The following is a 19,194-nucleotide window of genomic DNA, read 5'->3' as shown; positions in this document are numbered from 1 at the left end:
ACACCGGATAGTGCACCAGCGGGTGCGGAAAGGACGTGATCAGATGAAAAAGCGCAGCTATGTCAAACCGCGGATCGTCGGCTCCGCCAACGTGCATCCCTGTTAGTCGATAGCCGGCCCGAGCACGGAGAGGTGAGGCTGCAGGGCGCCCCACCTCTCTTCGTTTGAGTGCCGCGGTGGCGGCGGGCCAGGAGAGGGCGCTGCGGCTGCGGCCCCACGGGGCGCGATTCAGGAGAAGGGAATGATAACGAGACTAGTGCTGGCCGCCGCCGCTGCCGCGGTGGCGCTGGGCCACCCCGCGGATGTCCGTGCCTATGAATACGAGCAGGAAGCGACCACGAAGCTCATGACGGACATGATCGTCGATCTGGGGGGGCACGACGCGGTACGCAGAAACAGCGGCAAGACCGTGCGTTGCGGCGACGGCGGGACCAGAAGGGTTTCGATCGTCAGGCGGGGCGCGACCACCACCTATCGCGGCGACTACCGCAACTGCCGCGAACGGGGCTTAACCCGCGACGGTCTCTATGAAATCGTCTTCAAGGGGGACGAGATCGTCAGCAGCACGTCGAAACGTTCCGTCAACGGCGAGCTCTTTGACGCGGCCATGGAGGGAAACGCGGCCGGGGTGCGGAAGCTGATCCGGGCCAGGGCGGATGTGAACTACACCGAAAGCGTCGACAGAACCGAGGGCGGCACCATTGACGGGGTCTCTCCCCTGATGGTGGCGACCATGGCGGGGAGCTGGATACGGTGAAGCTGCTGGTTGCCAATGGTGCCTGGGTGAACTATCTGAACAGTATGGCCGTCAATGCGCTCTGGATCGCGGCCCACAACGGACAGCCGGAGATCGTCAGGTACCTGGCAGGCCGTGGGGCCTACCTCAACAACAGCAATTTCGAGGATGTCACGCCGCTGATGGCGGCCGCCATGAACGGCCACCTGGCGGTGGTGAAATTCCTGGTGGGAGCAAAGGCCGACATCAATGCGGTGCACAGGGACGGGGATACCGCGCTCATGTTTGCCCTGGCTCAAAACCGGACTGATATCGCACGGTTCCTGATCGATGCCGGGGCGGACGTTGCTGTCCGGAACAGGCACGGCGTCACCGCCCTGCTGATTGCCGTTGCCGAGGATAACGAGGAAATCGTCAGGGCGTTGCTGGAGCGCAAGGCGGATGTCTCTGCCCGGACCGCTGACGGAAAGTCGGCCCTGGACGTGGCCCGGGCCAGGGGGATGGACGGAATCGCGAAGCTGCTGGAGGTGGACGGAAGCGAAGCTGCTGGAGGCGGCCGGCAGTTACTGACAGCGTGTTCCCGCTGACGGAAACGGAGACGCCGAGGGAGGTGCTGGAGATGAAGATTCCGTTCACACTGGTTTGTCTGCTGGCTGTCGGCCTGTGGGGGCCGACGACGCGCGCCTCTGCCGCCGGAGCGGGAGTGGTGAATTTCGTCAAACCGGTCGTGCCGCCATCTGCCCGGGATGCCACCGATGACGGCAAGGGCAACCCGCTCTGCGGGGATGGGCTGGTGTTGCAGAAAAACGGGCGCTGCTGCCCCGAGGGGACCGCCAATGACCTCTGGCCCGGGGTGTGCACCACCGTCGGGACTATCGAGGACCAGCTCTTTAACCAGGACGATATCACCTACTACTGCCCCAGTGCCGACATGTACATTGTCAGCGACAGGAACAGGAACTGGTTTTCCTGCGCGGACAGCGGGTCGGTGCCTCTGTATGCGGCGGCACGGCAGTCCGCGTTCTGCCGTGACCACGGGTATGGCTATCTGTTGAAGATCAGGCCCTGGGGGGTGGCCGGCTGCGTCCGGGTCGGCGACAGCCTGGGTGACGGCTGCATTGAAGCCGGCACCTGCTCCTTCAGCGGCCCGTAGCCGGCGGCAGAACCCCGTTCAGTCCCATTTACTGGCTCAGGCTCGCCAGGTCCATTTGGGCTTTGGTGTGCCCGCCTTCCGCGGCCTTGCGCAGCCATTTCACGGCTTCCGCCCGATCCTGCCTGACGCCTTCACCCTTGAGGAAAAGGAGCGCAATGGTGTACTGGGCCCTGCTGTGCCCCTGCTCCGCTGCCCGGAGATACCACTTCGCCGCCTCGGAGATGTCCTTTTTCAGCTCCCTGCCCGTCTCGTACATGGTCGCTATTTCGTACTGGGCCCTGATGTTTCCCATCTTGGCCGCCTGCTGCAGCCATTTGACCCCCAGCGCCACGTCCTGTTTGACCCCCTTTCCGGTGTAATACATGTCGCCCACCTTGAACTGGGCGATCGCCATTCCCTGCTCGGCAGCCTTCAGATACCAGTTCAGGGCGGTGACCGGGTTCTCTTCGACGCCGCGCCCGTTGTCGTACATTTCTCCGATCCGGTGCTGTGCCTGGTCCAGGCCGAGATCTGCCGCCTTGTGGTACCACTTCAGGGCCTCCTGCTTGTTTTCGGGGACCCCGAACCCGTTGTCGTAGAGGGTTCCGATCCGGTAACTGGCCTGGGCGCCCCCGTCCTCCCTGTATTCCCGCAACGCCGTCTCATAGTCGCCGTTCCGGAATGCCTGCTGCCCGGCGGCAAAATCCGCCCATGACAGCGACGGAAGGGCAAGAGCCAGGGACAGGCCGGTAACCAGGGCGATCTTTCTTGTGGTGCGATTCAGCATGCTTTCCTCCGGTGATGTCTGTCTGTATCCGCGCCAGAGTGGGTTTGTCCGCGCTGCCGCGGAGCTCCGGGGCGGCACGGGTCACTTTTTCGCCTAGCCGGAGAACGATTCGTCCGGATTCGCACATCTTTGCCAGAAATGTACCAATCGTGGGCAGGTTGAAGGTGCCGCGGCCGCCGCAACGAAAACGGGCGGCCTGCCGCGGGCTCGGGGCCGGGGACGGAGTGCGGGCAAGGCTCTGCATTGGGTCTGGTATATTCTTTGCTTTTAATTGGTTTTTTTGCATAATGGGCCTCATTTGCGGTGAAACAGCGGTGACTTTGTGGCTCGCATCGGCTGTAATCCGGTTATTCGGGTCGATTTTCCGCACGTTCGATCACCTGAGGCTATTCGCCGGTCTGTACGCGAAATCACGTGGCAGTGTCGGCGGCGGAGCTGCCTGTCCCGGCCGTTGGCCCGCCGGCAGCGCTGCGATGGAAGATAAAACTGTTGGGAAATTTTTACTAACGATTTATGATGCGCGCTCCGCCCTTGCTGACGCAGGTCGGCTTGTCAGGCGTGCCGCGGAAGGAGATCATTTGTTGAAAGACTACTCGCTCGAATCCGACTTTGTCCGGGAACTGGACCGGGACATCCTCTCCTACGTGGAAAAGGGGCTGGAAAACCGTGACGAGGACGGATTTAACGACCTGGCGCTGCGCTGCTTCGAGCTCCAGTTCAATACGGTGGAGCCCTACCGCCGCTTCTGTCTCGACAAAGGGAGGTCGCCCGGAAAGGTGGAGCGGTGGGAGGATATCCCGGCGGTCCCGTCCATGGCCTTCAAGAAGTTCGTCATGACCTCGTTTCCGGCGGAGCGGGCGGAGCAGCGCTACTTCACCAGCGGCACCACCGACCCCCTGAACAAGGGGAAGATACTGCGGGACCCGGCGGGGGTGACCCTCATCAATGCGGCCAACGGCCTCCTCACCAGGGAGTACGTGTTCCCCGACGTGGACCGGATGCGCATGTTCCTCATGGTTCCCTCCCCCGACATCGCGCCGGGCATGGGGATGGCGGTGGGGCTGGATGTGGTGCGGCGGATGTTCGGCTCCCCCGACAGCCGCTACCTCATCGACCGCCGGGGCCTGGACCTGACCTTTCTCCTGTCCGCGCTCATGGAGGCGGAACGGACCGGGGAGCCGATCGTCATCATCGGGTCGACCGCCGGTTTCGTCTATTTCATGAATGCCTGTGAGCGGGACGGGGTCCGGTTCCGGCTTCCCCCGGGCAGCCGCCTCTGCGACGGCGGCGGCTATCTGGCCCAGTTCGGGGAGTGCTCCCGGGAAGAGTTCTATCTCAAGTCAGCGGAGATCCTCCAGGTGGACGAGCACCACTGCGTGAACGTTCTCGGCATGGGCGAGGTGAGCACCAACTTTTTCGATAATGTCCTGAAGGATCACTTGGCCGGACGTCCCCTTGCCAGGGCCAAGGTCGTTCCACCCTGGACCCGGACCCGGGTGGTGGACGTGGAGACGCTCGAACCGGTGCCCGACGGCGATCCGGGGCTGCTGCGCCACTACGACCTGGTCAACCGGGGGATGGTGGTGGCCGTCCAGACCGACAACGTGGGATTCATGACCCCCGGCGGCTTCGAGATCATCGGCCGCTGGAAGAAAACCTCCTGGGAGCTGGAAACCGAGGCCATCAAGCAGGCCCACGGCCCCCGCTTCATGACCCCCATTATCGAGTTCCTGTTGAAACGAAGTCTCAAAAAGGTGGGTAAGCTCCATGATAAGATTACTCGAACGAATGCGGGCCGCTGACGGGTCCGGGGAACGGATCTCCGACAGGATGCTCGGTACCGGCGAGGCCATGTGCACCTGTGCCGCCCTGGTGGCCGACATGATCATCGATGCCGGTCAGGAGGGGGCATCGGTCGCGGCCCTGCTGGAGAAGGCGAAGCGGGAGGGCGCGGGGTAGGAGCTCCTGGCGGAGGGTGCCGTGCCTCCGCGCCGGACTCTTCCGTGCATGGTCCCTTGGCGGCCCGTGCCGCCCGATGCAGGTTGAGGATATGATCAAACGTTTCTTTCTTGCCCGCTCAACGGTTCTGACCCTGATCATCCTGGTGCTGGGAGCGGTGGTTGTCGGCTATCTCTTCCCCCAGCGGTTCCTGCTCTCTCCGGCGGGCATGGACCGGTGGGCGCTTGACCACCCCTTTCTCGCGACCCTTTCGCGCACGCTGGCACTGGACCACGTGTACACGTCGCCCTGGTTTGCGGTCCTCCTGGCGCTGTTCATGGTTTCGCTGCTCTTCTCCACCTGGGAGCAGTTCACGCGCGCGCTCCGGCTGACCCGGGAAGGGGGGGGCGGCGGCAAAAGCCTGGTCCTTGCCTGCGCTCCGGAAACGGTTGCCGCCGCTGCCGGCAGGCTGGGCTATCTCCGGGTCCGCTCCGATGGCGATTCGATCCGCCTCGTCAAGAATCCCTGGGGCTACTGGGGCAATGTCCTGCTCCATCTGGGCATTGTCGCGGCAGTGGCTGCATCGCTTGTCATCCTCCTCTATGAAAAGCGGGGGTCAATCGATCTCCTGGAAGGGGAGGTCCACGGTGCGGGGGATCCGTGGACACGGCAGGATATGGGGCTGCTGGCGGGGACATTCGCGCTTCCCGAGGCGGTGCGTCTCGACCGTGTGGTCCCCGAGTTCTGGCCCAACGGCAATCTCAAACAGCTCACAACCGATTTCACGTTCATCGGCGCGGACGGCCGGCACAGCCCCTACTCCATGCATGTCAACAAGACGATCCGGCACAGCGGGATCAGGGTCTTCCAGGGCAAGTCGTTCGGCAGGGCCTTTTACGTGGGATTTCAGGATGCGAACGGGGCCTGGCAGGGCGATATCTTCATGGTCGACAGCCGCTTCACCGGCGACGACACCCCGTTCAAGGACTTTACGGTCCCCTGGACCTCGGCGACGATCAGGGCCAAATACTATCCCGACAGTGACCGGCGGGCGCCCGTGGGTGACAACCCCCTGCTCCTGCTGCAACTGGTGAAGGCGGGGAAGGTGGTGGAGGAACTCTCCCTCACCGCCGGCGCGTCCGGGACCCTGGGCGGCCATCCCGTCACTCTCGTAAAGTCGGAGTGGTGGGGCGGCATCATTTTTATCGATACCACGGGCATGGAAGGAATATTCTTCGCCTTTCTGGTCATTGCCCTCGGCGGGGGAATGAGTTACCTGTCCCCGCCCCGCGAGCTCCTGGCCGTGAAGGAGGGGAAGGGATGCCGGCTCGCCTGGCGTGCCCCCCGGTTCGCGGAGCTCTACCGGGAGGAGTTCGAGCGCATCTGCCGCGAGTGCCTGCCTGCGGACGAGGCAGCCGGCGGGGACCGGGTAGCGGACGGGGGGCATCGGGGATGAGCCGCGTACGGCGCGGCCACACGTTCACACAGGGGTAAGGAGTACTCATGGATTCATCCTTTGCGCACATCACCATAATTCACTGGGTAGCGGTGGTTGTCTACGTCATCGCCACCATCTTCAACGTATCGGGCCTCATGTTCCGCAAGGAGCGCGCCGTTGCCGTCAGCGAGGCCCTGGTGCTCGGGGGGCTCCTGGTGCACGGGATCGGCATCCTCTGGTGGTGGAAGATCGTCGGCCACGGCCCCTACATCGGCCGGTTCGAGGTCCTCTCCTCCCACGCCTGGGCCGTGCTGGCCCTGTTCATGACATCCGCACGCTTTTTCCCCCGCATCAAGGCGGCGAGCATCCTGGTTTTCCCGGTCACCTTCCTCATGATCGCCGTGGGCCTGTTCATCGAGCCCCAGGCCAAGATGCTCCCCCCCACGCTGAGGAGCGTCTGGCTCGTCCTGCACGTGATCTTCTACAAGATATCGCTCTTCACCCTGCTGGTGGCCCTGGCGTTCTCCCTCTTCTACCTCCTCCGGAAGCGGACCGGGATCTCCTGGCTCCAGCGGCTCCCCGAACTGGAGATCCTCGATATCCTGTCATTTCGTTTTGCCGGCTTCAGCTTCACCTTCTGGGGTATCGCCATGGTGGCCGGAAGCATCTGGGCATACCAGTCGTGGGGGCGTTTCTGGGGCTGGGACCCGGTGGAGACCTGGTCCCTCATGACATGGATCGCCTTCGGCATTTACCTCCACCTGCGCCGTTTCTTCGGCTGGAACGGTGAGCGGGCGGCCTACCTCTACCTGATCTGCTTCGTTCTCTCGGTGATTTCGCTCCTCTTTACGCCGCTCATCGGTTCGTCGATCCATTCGGAGTATTTCAAGTAGATATCCGGCGTCACTGCCTTCAGAGAGAGACCTTGCATGAACGTGAAAAATGCAGCCGTGATTCTCAACGGCTTTGTCCATGACTTCGCGGCCGGCATCTGGCTTGCCGCCATTGCCGCCATTGTCCTGATCCACCGGATGCACGGCGGGCAGCCCACGGAGATCGTTGCGATTCTCAACCGGCTGGAGCACATCTTCTTCTGGGCCAGCGTCGTGGCCATGGTGGTGATCATGGCAACGGGCGCCGGCCGGACCTTCACCTATGTGGAGAACTGGTACGGACCCGATGCGGAGAAGGTCCGCCGCCGGATGCTCATCATCAAGCACCTGGTCCTGTTTGCCACGTTCGGCGCCGGTTATCTGTGCGTGTACGGCATGGTATTCCATTGAGGCATGGCCGCGCGTACGGCACTGGCGGCCCGTTTTTCGCCGTTGCAGCATTTCCCGGGCACGCACTTCTCGACGCAGCCCTGCCGCATGCGCAACGGTGCCCAGCCGATGCGGCAGGTCAGTGACGCATCCGGCGGCTTCATGCGCGAACAGCCCCGCAGTCTTTCGACGATCCGGCTAAATGACGTTTTTTTGCCGCGACTCCACCGGAACCGCACCGCAGTTCCTTTTGGAGAAAATCGTTGTGTTCCGGTGAGGAATGTGGGATTTTTAAATTTTTATTAAACGCGGTCCATTTTTTGCTTTAGGCAACCCGTTGCGGTTTCCGCCTGTTATGGAATAGAGGAGCTATTGATGAAGAAGATAAAGCGTGTGGCGCTCATCACGCCCCCCTATCACTCGGGGGTCGTGGAATCAGCCGGTACCTGGCTTAATGTCGGATTTGTCTACATCGCCGGGTCCCTCAGGGCAGCGGGGTATGAGGTCGATTACTATGATGCCATGTCCCTGTGGCACACGTGGCCCGACATCAGGAGGCGGATCGAGGCGTTCCGCCCCGACGTGGTGGCCACCACCGCCTTCACCGCGTCCATCGTCGACGCGATCAGGCTGCTGCGCTTCGCCAAGGAGATCGATCCCGGCATCGTGACCGTGCTCGGCAATGTGCACGCCACCTTCTGCTACGACGAGATCCTCGCCCATGACCACGACGCCGTCGACTTCATCGTCCGGGGCGAGGGTGAAGTAACGTTGCCCCGGCTCTGTACCTGCCTCAATGCCGGAGACGATCCGAACAAGGTGGAAGGGCTCGCCTTCCGGCGGGACGGCGGTGTGGTGGTAACGCCGCGGGCGCCGTACATTCACGACCTTGATGGGCTCCCCATGGCCTGGGATCTGGTGGAGTGGCCCATTTACACCTACCGGGCAAAGAACGACGCCCGGCTCGCCATCGTCTCCTCGTCCCGGGGGTGCAAGCAGCAGTGCTCCTTTTGTTCCCAGCAGCTCTTCTGGTCCCAGTCGTGGCGCGCCCGCTCCGCCGAGAATTTCGTGGCGGAGCTGGAGATGCTCCACACCGTACACGGCGTTCAGGTGGCCATGCTCTCGGACGAGATTCCCACCTTTGACCGGCAGCGATGGGTCCGCATCCTGGATCTGATGATCGAGCGGCAGGTTCCAGTCAAGCTCCTCATGGAAACGAGGGTGGACGACATCCTGCGTGATGCGGACATTATGGACAGGTACCGGGAAGGGGGCGTCGAGCATATCTACGTGGGGGTGGAGGCCGGCACCCAGGAGACCCTGGACCTTTTCAAGAAGGACACCCAGGTGGAGCAGTCCAAGCAGGCTATCGACCTGATCAACAACGCCGACATCGTCTCGGAAACCTCCTTCGTGCTCGGCATGCCCGACGATACGCCGGAATCCATTGCCCAGACCATTGAGCTGGCCAAGCACTACAATCCCGACATGGCCTTTTTCCTGGCCATCGCGCCCTGGCCCTACGCCGAGCTCTATCCCCAACTGGAGGAGTACGTGGCCACCAAGGACTACCGCAAGTACAACCTGGTGGAGCCGGTCATCAAGCCGAAGCACATGACCCTGGAAGAGCTGGAGCGCCAACTCGGCAAGGCGTCCCAGCAGTTTTTCATGCACAAGTTCCAGAACCTGCACCAGCTATCGGCCTGGAAGCAGGAATTCATGCTCTCGGTACTGGATCTCCTCATCAATCATTCCTACCTGGCCGGCCAGATGCGGGCCATGCTCAAGGAGGGAAAGGAGATGCCGGCCGAGGTGAAGGCGCTGCTGCGCGCGGTCGGCGAGCGCACGGGCGCAGCCCATCCCCACGCGGTGGCGCCGATCCCCTGATCGTCCCCGCACCTGTTCCCCCGGACACGGCTTTTCACGGCCCGGTCTTATCGCGAAGATGACCGGGCCGTTGTGTTTTCTTTGCGCACGGCAACCATAACCCCGTGAGGACACTCGCGTGTGTCGCTTTTTTGAAGGCATCTGTCATTTTGTGGGCAGTTTGGCACAAGTACTGCTTAGTGCTCTCTCATGTGCCGGCAGTTGCGCAGTTACGTTGCATTGTCCGGCTATTTCGCCGGGCATGACGGTCAAATGACAGTTGCGGTTCCGCACTTATTTGATTTTATGTGTATTTTGGGGAGCCTTTCCGTATCTCAGTAGACGCTGCAATGTGTTGATTTGTCGTATTTTCCCCCTTGTTTTTTTAAGTAAGATACGTTAATTTGTTGCGCCTGTGATGTATTTTTGACATCGCTGTATATTGAATTGTGTATTTGAATTGTTTACCCGCCAGTGTGAAGAATCATTGAAAGGAGGACTTTGCGCTTTGAACAGGTCGAGGATTATCACCATTTTCCCGCAGATTCTGATGTGCCTGTGGGGGGTAGCCGTCATGCTGATGGCTGGTCCGGGAATTGTCCGGGATGCCCGGGCTCTTACCGCAACCGACTGCACGACGTGCCACACCGGGAGCACCTACGGCTCCATTCCCCAGCAGCACCATGCGGTAGCCAGCAGCAGGGGTATCACCTGCCTCCAGTGCCACCGGGCGATTCCCGACGGAACGGGCGGATTCACCATCGAGGTGATCACCGACTGTATCGTCTGCCACGGCCAGGTGGACCACGCCGCGGCCCACAACATGGTTGCCACCGCGGCCGATTGCGCCCAGTGCCACACCCAGACTCCCGTGGCCGAACACCTGAGCAGAACGTCGTCCTGCTCCACCTGCCATTCCAGCACGGCTCCCGCGGTGCAGAAGGCCATCACCGACGGCCGGGCCGGCGTCATGGTCAACTGTATCACCTGCCACGGCGCGGTAAACCACATTACCCAGCATGACAGGGCATTCCCATCTCCCGACTGCGTCCAGTGCCACGCCCAGGGGGTCGTCTTCGAGCACCTGAACCGGACCTCCACCTGCGCCACCTGTCACGCCAGCACCCAGCCCGCGGTGCAGAAGGCCATCGCCGACGGTCGGGCCGGCATTGCCGTGTACTGTGTCACCTGTCACGGCACGGTGAACCACGTGCTTCAGCACGACAAGGTTTCCACGCCGGCGGATTGCTCCGGCTGTCACAATCAGGGGCCGGTCCAGGAGCACACCAACCGGACCTCCACCTGCGCCACCTGTCACAACAGTTCCAACACCACGGTGCAGCAGACGATCACCCTCGGCCGGACCGGCACCATGGTTTCCTGCGCCAACTGTCACGGCGCCGTGAACCACATCCAGCAGCACGACAAGGCCATGGCCAATGCCGACTGTGCCCAGTGCCACAACCTGGGGGTGGTGAACGAGCACCTCTCGCGGGCTTCAACCTGCGCCACCTGCCACTCGAGCGCCGCTCCCGCGGTCCAGCAGGCCATTGCCGCCGGCAAGGCGGGCACCACGGTCTACTGCTCCAACTGCCACGCGAACGTGAATCACGTCCAGCAGCACGACAAGGTGACCACCCCTGCCGATTGCGCCTCGTGCCATGGCCAGGGCGTGGTGTACGAGCACACGAATCGCTCTTCCACCTGCGCCACCTGCCACAACAGCACCAACGCCGCGGTGCAGAAGACGATAAGCGACGGCCGCGCCGGGATCACGGTCTCCTGCGCCAACTGCCACGGGGCGGTGAACCACGTGGCCCAGCACGATCAGGCGCTCGCCTCTCCGGCCTGTGCCCAGTGCCACACCAAGAGCGTGCTCGACGAGCACCTGACCCGCACGTCTACCTGCGCCACCTGCCACTCCAGCAGCAGCACGGCGGTCCAGCAGGCCATTGCCGCGGGGCGGAGCGGCCAGGCGGTCTACTGCGTGGACTGCCACGGCCAGGTGACCCACCAGAGCGCCCATGACGGCAAGGTGCTGGTCCCGTACGGCGACTGCAGCTCCTGTCATATTCCGAACCTGGTTGAGCTGCACGCGGTAAAGGCTTCCAGTGCGCGGCCTGCCACGCCAGCGACAACGCGTCGGTGACGGCGGCGGTGCAGAAGGGGCTGGGCGGCACGCTGGTCTATTGTGCTGACTGCCACAGCGCCATCGGCGGCTTCGGCAACCACGCCGGGCAGCACGACATGGTGGGGCTGCCCGCCCCCAACTGCGGCCAGTGCCATTCGGACAACGCGGTGACAGCCCATGAGAAGGCCGCCACACCGGTCTACTGCAACGGCTGCCATACGAGCACCAATGAGCTGTACGTGAAGACCATCAGCGACGGCATGGCTGGAATCCAGCAGAACTGCCGCAGTTGCCACACCATGATCCACGGCGGCGCCAACCGGGGCCCCTCGGCCAACGCGGGGGCTGACCGGACCGTTACCGTCGGCCAGGCCATCACCTTCTCCGGTTCGGGCTCCAGCGATCCTGACGGAAGTATCGTGGGGTATGTGTGGAACTTCGGCGACGGCACCACGGGAAGCGGGGTGAGCGTCACCAAAGCCTACACCACGGCAGGCACCTACACGGTGACCCTTACCGTGACCGACAACAGCGGCGACACGGCCAGCGATACGGCGGTGGTGACGGTTCAGAGCCAAGCGGGCAGCAGCTCGGTGTTTGCGGACCAAGTGCTGTACCTGCAGCGGCTGAACAGTGTCACCTCCTCTGACAGCAGCAGCAACGACCTGACCTCCAGGTTCCGCGACAGCAACCTTGCAGACCGGTATCTGCTGCAGTACAGGAGTGGCGAGAACTATGTCATCGCCATGAAGCTGAACCGCGACGCCCTGACCGCAAGCAAGGTAGTGCTGCGGCTGTACGTCTCCTCCATCAGTTCCTCGCGGACGCTGCGCATCTATCCGTACCAGTCCAACGGCACATCGGTGAACAGCAGCTACTCGGTGAGCTACAGCACGAGCAGCACCGGCTGGAAGGATATCGACGTCACCTCCATCGCGCAGCGGATGAACGGCTACGGCTGGATGAAGTTCCGTGTCACCACCACCTCGAGCAGCCTCTACGTTGCCGAGGGGGCCTTCCTGGTGCAGTAGCGGGGAGGCGAGACGTGAACCACATCCAACCGACCGATCAATGGAGGAGCCCTATGAAACGCATAGTCATGACATTCGCAGCACTGCTCGCCATGGCCGTTCCGGCCATGGCGGGGCATGTGGCCGCGGTGGGGCAGGGGACCTGCTCCTTCTGTCACAAGAACAACCTGATCACGCAGCACGGCGGCTTCGCGGCCACCGTCTGCCAGACCTGTCACAACAGCACGAATCAGGATGTAATGGACACCATCACCGCCGGCGTGGCGGGCCAGCAGTATGCCTGCTCCAATTGCCACGGCGCCCAGTCCCACCTGGACAAGCACGGCGACTACGTCGCCAACTTCAGCCAGTACGACGGGGTCCAGCCGAATGCTACGGCGGCGTGGACCTCGCCGACCGGGTACACGGCCGTGCAGCCTGCGACCAAGGAATACCAGCTGTGCTATAAGTGTCACTCCACCTATGCGTTCACCGCCACCAACGGCGTGAGCGCCATCGTCGGCCCGTCGGGCAAGCCCTTTACCGACAAGGCCCGGGAGTTCAACCCGGCCAACGCGTCGGCCCACCCGGTCCAGGTGCCCCTCAACAGCCAGACCGGTTCCGCCGCGCCGCGGGCTCTGCGGGCAAACCAGATGAAGGCGCCCTGGACCGCCGTCGGCACCCAGGTGATGAAGTGCAGCGACTGTCACACCCCCGGCTCGACCGGTAAGTCCATGCTGATTACCGGCACCACCTGGCCCACGCGCCCCGACGGCAAGCTCTGGACCCTGGGAGACGTGCGGAACAACGCCGGCAACTGGCAGACCACCCTGTTCTGCGCCAGGTGTCACCCCCTCAAGGGAAGTGGCGGCTCCAGCGGCTGGTACAACAACGTTCACAGCGAAAGCGACCACGAAAACAACGTGGCCTGTGTCGCGTGCCATTCGGTGAGTCCGCACGGCCTGAACCACGGCCGGTTCATCGGCTACAACTCCGACCCCGCGCCCTATGCCTATATCGATTCCACCGGCAAGAAGGCGCAGGTCATGACGAACTTCAGGAAGGCATCGTCGCCGACCTCCTACGGGGAGGGGAACTGCACCGCCCTCACCAGTGCCTGCGACGAGCACAAGTAGCGGACGGCACGGCCGGCAGCCTTCATTGGGCTGCCGGCCGTGCCCCGGCCCTGCTGGAGCAGGCGGCCGGACATCCGGTGGCGGAGCGGTTTTATCGGTGGAGGCGCCAAGAGCCGGTTGGGCGGTAACTACTAATTGTTGCTTTTTGTTTGTATTTTGATGTCTAGCGGTCGCATCTGAAAAGGCACACGGATAGCTGGATAGCCGATAAGACTAAACCACCCGCGAGGGCGGGGTGGAACCCCTGGGCCTCTCAGGGGCTGCCGGGATGCCGACGTATCCGAGGGATGAGTGGCCCCGGCTCTTTTGTGCCCGCCGGCCGCGGGAGTCCGGAGCTGAGGCGCAGCAGTGACCGCTTTCCCCTTGTTTTCCGGATAATGGCGGCGAACGGCCAGCCTGGTTCTTCCGTGGACTGCCTCATCTTTTCCCAGGTAGCGCTCTTCTGCGCCTCGCATCTGAACGCCTCGATCCATATGGAATCCTTCCGGTCGTGGTGCTTGCCCCCCTTTCAAATTCCGGATTTTTGTTGACAACCATCTGTATTCACCAATAGAATTGAGAACTTTTGTAATTTTTCCTGCAAGAAGGGGGTTCGGATGGCTCAGGTGTTCAAGGTGGCGGTTCTTCCCGGTGACGGCATCGGTCCCGAGGTGATGGCCGAGGCGCTCCGGGTGCTGGATGCCGTGGAGGCGAAATACGACGTGACGTTCGAGCGGACCCACGCCAACGTGGGGGGCGCCGGCATCGACAATGAGGGGAAAGCTCTTCCCGACACCACCGTGACCATCTGCAAGGCTGCCGACGCCATCCTCTTCGGCTCCGTGGGCGGACCCAAGTGGGAGTCGCTCCCTCCGGACGAGCAGCCCGAGCGGGGCGCCCTCCTGCCGCTGCGGAAGATCTTCGGTCTCTACGCCAACCTGCGGCCGGCCATCATCTTCCCGTCCCTCACCGGCGCCTCATCCCTCAAGGAAGAGGTAATAGCCGGGGGCTTCAACGTGCTGGTCATCCGGGAGCTCACCGGCGGCATCTACTTTGCCCAGCCCAAGGGGATCGAAGGCGAAGGGCGCGACCGGGTCGGTTTCGACACCATGCGCTACAGCGTGCCCGAGATCGAGCGGATCACCCACGTGGCCTTCCAGGCAGCCCGCAAGCGGGGCAAGAAGGTCTGCTCCATCGACAAGGCCAACGTCCTCTCCTCGTCGGTTCTCTGGCGCGAGGTGGTCACCGGCATTGCCAAGGAATACCCGGACGTGGAGCTCTCCCACATGTACGTGGACAACGCCGCCATGCAACTGGTCCGCTGGCCCAAGCAGTTCGACGTGATCCTGTGCGAGAACATGTTCGGCGACATCCTCTCGGACGAGGCGGCCATGCTGACCGGTTCCCTCGGGATGCTGCCCTCCGCGTCGCTTGCCGAGGGGACCTTCGGCATGTACGAGCCTCCGGCGGCAGCGCCCCCGATATCGCCGGCCAGGGTATCGCCAACCCCATCGCCCAGATCCTCTCCATGGGGATGATGCTCAAGTTCTCCTTCGGCATGGTCGACGCGGCCGACGCCATCGACAACGCAGTGGCAACGGTGCTGGATCAGGGCTTCCGGACCCGTGACATCTACCAGCAGAAAGAAGGCGAGAAACTCGTCAACACCAAGGAGATGGGCGACGCGATCATCGCGGCCCTGTAACGGCTCAATCAATTCATTCCCGAAAAAGGAGTTCTGCCTATGAAAGTCGGAATCGTCGGTTGGCGCGGCATGGTCGGTTCGGTCCTCCTCCAGCGGATGGTGGAAGAGGGTGATTTTGCCATCGGCATCGAGCCGGTCTTCTTCTCCACTTCCCAGGCGGGCCAGCCCGCCCCCATGAACGCGGGAACGCTCAAGAGCGCCGATGACATCGCAGAGCTGAAGAAGCTCGATATCATCATCACCTGCCAGGGGGGCGACTACACCAAGGCGGTTCATCCGGAACTCCGCAAGCAGGGGTGGCAGGGGTACTGGATCGATGCGGCCTCCACCCTCCGGATGGAGGAGAGTGCGGTCATCATCCTCGACCCGATCAACCGCAACGTCATTGACGCGGCCCTGGCCAAGGGGCAGAAGGATTTCGTCGGCGGCAACTGCACCGTCAGCCTCATGCTCATGGGGCTGGGCGGCCTGTTCCGCGCCGGTCTGGTGGAGTGGATGTCGTCCATGACCTATCAGGCCGCTTCCGGCGCCGGCGCCCCCAACATGCGCGAACTCCTCTCCCAGATGGGCGTGCTGCAGGGAGTGGTTGCCGAGGAGTTGAAGAATCCGGGCTCGGCGATCCTGGAGATCGACAGGAAGGTGACCGCAACCCTGCGTGACGGGTCCATGCCGATGAAGGAGTTCGGCGGGTTCCCGCTGGCCGGCAACGTGCTCCCCTGGATCGACCGTGAGGTGGAGGACGGCCAGAGTCGCGAAGAGTGGAAAGGGTTTTCAGAGACCAACAAGATCCTCGGCACCTCCACCCCGATCCCGGTCGACGGCATTTGCGTCCGCGTCGGCGCCATGCGCTGCCACAGCCAGGCGATCACCATCAAGCTGAACAAGGACCTGCCGCTGGCCGACATCGAGCAGATCATCGCCAACGACAATGAGTGGGTAACGCTGGTCCCCAACACCAAGGCCGACACCCTTGCCCAGCTCACGCCGGCGGCGGTTTCCGGGCTCCTCACGGTTCCCGTGGGCCGCGTGCGGAAGATGAAGATGGGGCCCCAGTTCGTGCAGGCCTTCACCTGCGGCGACCAGCTCCTCTGGGGCGCTGCGGAGCCCCTGCGCCGGATGCTCCGCATCCTGGTGGAAAAGTAGCGGCTCAGCCGCGAACGTACCGTCACGCAGCACCGAGACGCCCCGCCAGCGGGGCGTCTTCATGTTTCCATGCGGACCATCACACTGATACTCGAATACGACGGCACCAACTATGCCGGCTGGCAATTGCAGCCCAACGGTCTTTCCATTCAGGAGGTGGTGGAGGGCGCCCTGGCGCGCCTGCTCAAGGGGTCCGTGCGGCTGCGTGCCTCGGGACGCACCGATGCCGGGGTCCATGCCCGGGGGATGGTGGCCGCCTTCGACACGGACCGGGCGATTCCCCTGCGGGCGTTTTCGGACGGCCTCAATGCCCTGCTTCCGCCGGACATCGCCGTGCGGAGCGCCCATGAGGCTCCTCCTGGCTTCAATCCGCGGTTCGCGGCCACCGGCAAGCACTACCGCTACACCATCCATCGGGGTGAGCGCCGCTCCCCCCTGGCCCGCCTCCAGTCATGGCACGTGCGGGGGGCACTCGACCTCGCCGCCATGCGCGAAGCGGCCCGTCATCTGACGGGTGAGCGGGATTTCGCCTCCTTCCGCACTGCCGGCTGTGCCGCACGAACCACCATCCGCCGGGTGGATGCCGTGGAGATCAGTGCCGAGGGGGAGATGCTCACGGTGGATGTCCATGGCTCGGGCTTTCTGCGCAACATGGTCCGGATCATGGTGGGTACCTGGTGGAGGTGGGGCGGGGGAAGCTGACGCCGGAGCACGTGGCGCACATGGTCGCCTGCCCGGGCGTCGCCCCGGCCGGTCCCACCGCTCCTCCCCAGGGACTCTGTCTCCAGGAGGTCCGCTTCTGAGGAAAAGTTTTTGCTTGACAGCGAGTTGAGCCCATAGTACCATCCGTCCTTCGCTGAGAAAAGCTTGGTTTACACATTCATTCCATCCATGCTGTGAGGGTTCGATGAAAACGACGAAGGTTGCAAAGAAAGAAGAAGTGACCAGGGACTGGTACCTGGTTGATGCCGATAACAAGGTGCTCGGTCGCATGGCCACCGAGATCGCCAACATCCTGCGCGGCAAAAAGAAGCCGATCTACACGCCGAGCGTCGACACGGGCGACTTCGTCGTCGTCGTCAATGCCGAGAAGCTCCAGCTCACCGGCAACAAGCTCGCGGACAAGATGTACTACCACCACACCGGATTCCCGGGCGGCATCAAGTCCATCACCGCCGGCAAGCTCATCGAGAAGAAGCCCGAGGATCTGATCCGCAAGGCGGTCAAGGGGATGCTCCCCAAGAACAAGCTTGCCCGCCACATGCTCAAGAAACTCAAGGTCTATGCCGGCCCCGAGCATCCGCACGAGGCCCAGCAGCCCAAGACCCTCGATATTTAATCGGATTACGAACGAACCATCAGGAGATTACGAATGGCAGGAATCAGCTACTACGGTACGGGTAAGCGCAAGTCGTCGGTCGCAAGGGTCTGGCTCAAGCCGGGCACGGGCGCCATCGTCATCAACAACAAGCCGATCGACGAGTACTTCGGTCGCGAGACCTCCAAGATGATCGTCAAGCAGCCCCTGGAGCTCGTGGAGAAGGTCGGCGCCTTCGATATCCACGTCAACGTCAGGGGCGGCGGCGACTCCGGTCAGGCCGGCGCCATCAAGCACGGCATCACCAAGGCCCTGCTTGAAGTGGACGTTGCCCTGCGCGGCACCCTGAAGAAGGCCGGCTTCATCACCCGCGATTCCCGCATCAAGGAGCGGAAGAAGTACGGCAAGCGGGCCGCCCGCAGAAGCTGCCAGTTCTCCAAGCGTTAATCGGCTTACGCCGTTTTCGGATGGACAGAGGGGAAAACCTGCGGGTTTTCCCCTTTTGCGTATCCAGGTTTCCGGTTCATCGTTCATTTCTCCAGGAAGGGGAGCGTGCCATGCTGAAAGTAGCCGTTGTCGGAGCAAGCGGATATACCGGTGTCGAACTTCTGCGCATCCTCCACTGCCACCCGGAGGCGGCGGTCACCTGCATCACGTCGGAGCAGAGCGCGGGCAAGCCCGTGTCCGACCTGTTTCCGTCCCTGCGGGGGCGCTACGCCCAGGTGCTCGAAAACCTCGAGCCGGTTCGGGTTGCGGAGAAAGCGGACGTCATCTTCACGGCACTGCCCCACAAGGCGGCCATGGAAGTGGTTCCCACCTTCCTGAAGCTCGGCAAGCGGGTGATCGACCTGTCGGCCGACTATCGCTTCAACGATGCCGCCACCTACGAGCAATGGTACGAGCCCCACATGAACCCGCACCTCCTTCCCAAGGCGGTCTACGGCCTGCCCGAAGTGCGTCGGGTTGCCGTCAAGGGGGCCAAGCTCGTGGCGAACCCTGGGTGCTACCCCACGAGCGTCATTCTCGGGCTGCAGCCGCTTCTGAAGCATAAGCTCATTGATACGACGGGCATTATCTCCGATTCGGCCTCGGGCGTTTCCGGGGCCGGGCGCGGTGCCAAGGTGGACAACCTCTACTGCGAGGTCAACGAGGGGTTCAAGGCCTATGGCGTTGGCGGCGTCCATCGCCATACCCCCGAGATGGAGCAGGAGCTGTCGCTGCTGGCCGAAGAGCGGATCACCATCACCTTTACGCCCCACCTTGTTCCCATGGATCGGGGCATTCTCTCCACCATCTACGGCAGGCTGCTCGCACCCGCCACCACCGCCGAGCTAGCCGGGCTCTATGCCGAATTCTACGGTGGCGAACCCTTCGTCCGGGTCCTTCCCGCCGGCGGTGTACCGTCCACCGCCCATGTACGCGGCTCGAACTTCTGTGACATCGGAGTGGTCGTGGACCAGCGTACCGGCAGGGTCATCGTGGTTTCGGCCATTGACAACCTGGTCAAGGGTGCCTCGGGGCAGGCGGTGCAGAACATGAACATCATGTGCGGGCTGCCCGAAGGGCTGGGCCTGGAGGGCTTGGCGCTCGTCCCCTGACGGCGCCTTCCGGCC

The 19,194-nt window shown here is 63.0% G+C and carries 13 protein-coding genes and 5 pseudogenes; 17 read left to right on the top strand and 1 reads right to left on the bottom strand.

Annotated features, from left to right (window positions below; translation table 11 throughout):
- Positions 1–241 precede the first annotated feature (241 nt).
- Together A2G06_13650 and A2G06_13645 are read left to right on the top strand one after the other, a co-directional pair.
- Positions 242–1,323: pseudogene (locus tag A2G06_13650) on the top strand (hypothetical protein).
- Positions 1,324–1,355: 32 nt separating this feature from the next.
- A complete protein-coding gene (locus A2G06_13645) occupies positions 1,356–1,889 on the top strand; it encodes a hypothetical protein (protein ID ANA41690.1) in 534 nt (177 codons plus the stop codon).
- 28 nt (positions 1,890–1,917) lie between these two features.
- Here A2G06_13645 and A2G06_13640 read toward each other — a convergent pair whose 3' ends face one another.
- Complete coding sequence (locus A2G06_13640) at positions 1,918–2,655, bottom strand: hypothetical protein (GenBank protein ANA41131.1); 738 nt, start codon at positions 2,653–2,655, stop codon at positions 1,918–1,920.
- Between the two features lie 149 nt (positions 2,656–2,804).
- Between A2G06_13640 and A2G06_13635 the strand changes: the two are divergent.
- From A2G06_13635 to argC, 15 genes and pseudogenes are all read left to right on the top strand, one after another.
- Positions 2,805–3,155, top strand: a pseudogene (locus tag A2G06_13635) (hypothetical protein).
- Positions 3,156–3,233: 78 nt separating this feature from the next.
- Positions 3,234–4,457 carry an acyl-protein synthetase gene (locus A2G06_13630; protein ANA41689.1) on the top strand — a complete coding sequence of 408 codons (1,224 nt, stop codon included), beginning with the start codon at positions 3,234–3,236 and terminating at the stop codon, positions 4,455–4,457.
- Positions 4,423–4,614, top strand: coding sequence for a hypothetical protein (locus A2G06_13625; GenBank protein ANA41130.1), 192 nt, complete (start codon positions 4,423–4,425; stop codon positions 4,612–4,614). Before A2G06_13630 ends, A2G06_13625 begins: the two co-directional genes overlap by 35 nt.
- A 91-nt stretch (positions 4,615–4,705) precedes the next feature.
- Positions 4,706–6,049 carry a ResB-like family cytochrome C biogenesis protein gene (locus A2G06_13620; GenBank protein ANA41129.1) on the top strand — a complete coding sequence of 448 codons (1,344 nt, stop codon included), beginning with the start codon at positions 4,706–4,708 and terminating at the stop codon, positions 6,047–6,049.
- Positions 6,050–6,096: 47 nt separating this feature from the next.
- Entirely contained in the window at positions 6,097–6,924 is an 828-nt protein-coding gene (locus A2G06_13615) for a cytochrome C biogenesis protein ResC (protein ID ANA41128.1), read from the top strand.
- A 36-nt stretch (positions 6,925–6,960) separates the two neighbouring features.
- Positions 6,961–7,314, top strand: a complete 354-nt coding sequence (locus A2G06_13610; protein ANA41127.1) for a hypothetical protein — start codon at positions 6,961–6,963, stop codon at positions 7,312–7,314.
- Between the two features lie 354 nt (positions 7,315–7,668).
- Positions 7,669–9,180, top strand: a complete 1,512-nt coding sequence (locus A2G06_13605; GenBank protein ANA41126.1) for a magnesium-protoporphyrin IX monomethyl ester oxidative cyclase — start codon at positions 7,669–7,671, stop codon at positions 9,178–9,180.
- 487 nt (positions 9,181–9,667) lie between these two features.
- Positions 9,668–12,321, top strand: a pseudogene (locus A2G06_13600) (cytochrome C).
- Positions 12,322–12,374: 53 nt separating this feature from the next.
- The gene (locus tag A2G06_13595) at positions 12,375–13,436 is read left to right on the top strand and encodes a cytochrome C (GenBank protein ID ANA41125.1); all 1,062 of its coding nucleotides are present in this window, start codon (positions 12,375–12,377) and stop codon (positions 13,434–13,436) included.
- A 596-nt stretch (positions 13,437–14,032) separates the two neighbouring features.
- Positions 14,033–15,120 (top strand): annotated as a pseudogene (locus A2G06_13590) (3-isopropylmalate dehydrogenase).
- Between the two features lie 39 nt (positions 15,121–15,159).
- The gene (locus A2G06_13585) at positions 15,160–16,263 is read left to right on the top strand and encodes an aspartate-semialdehyde dehydrogenase (GenBank protein ANA41124.1); all 1,104 of its coding nucleotides are present in this window, start codon (positions 15,160–15,162) and stop codon (positions 16,261–16,263) included.
- A gap of 69 nt (positions 16,264–16,332) precedes the next feature.
- Positions 16,333–17,066: pseudogene (locus A2G06_13580) on the top strand (tRNA pseudouridine(38,39,40) synthase TruA).
- A 104-nt stretch (positions 17,067–17,170) separates the two neighbouring features.
- Complete coding sequence (locus A2G06_13575) at positions 17,171–17,602, top strand: 50S ribosomal protein L13 (protein ANA41123.1); 432 nt, start codon at positions 17,171–17,173, stop codon at positions 17,600–17,602.
- A gap of 33 nt (positions 17,603–17,635) precedes the next feature.
- Positions 17,636–18,028 carry a 30S ribosomal protein S9 gene (locus A2G06_13570; GenBank protein ANA41122.1) on the top strand — a complete coding sequence of 131 codons (393 nt, stop codon included), beginning with the start codon at positions 17,636–17,638 and terminating at the stop codon, positions 18,026–18,028.
- 110 nt (positions 18,029–18,138) lie between these two features.
- Entirely contained in the window at positions 18,139–19,179 is a 1,041-nt protein-coding gene (gene argC, locus A2G06_13565) for an N-acetyl-gamma-glutamyl-phosphate reductase (protein ID ANA41121.1), read from the top strand.
- The last annotated feature ends 15 nt before the right edge of the window (positions 19,180–19,194 follow it).

Source organism: Geobacter anodireducens (assembly GCA_001628815.1).
GTDB classification, from domain to species: Bacteria; Desulfobacterota; Desulfuromonadia; order Geobacterales; family Geobacteraceae; genus Geobacter; species Geobacter anodireducens.
The sequence above is the reverse complement of the archived record's forward strand: the minus strand, read 5'-3'. Positions and strand labels throughout refer to the sequence as shown.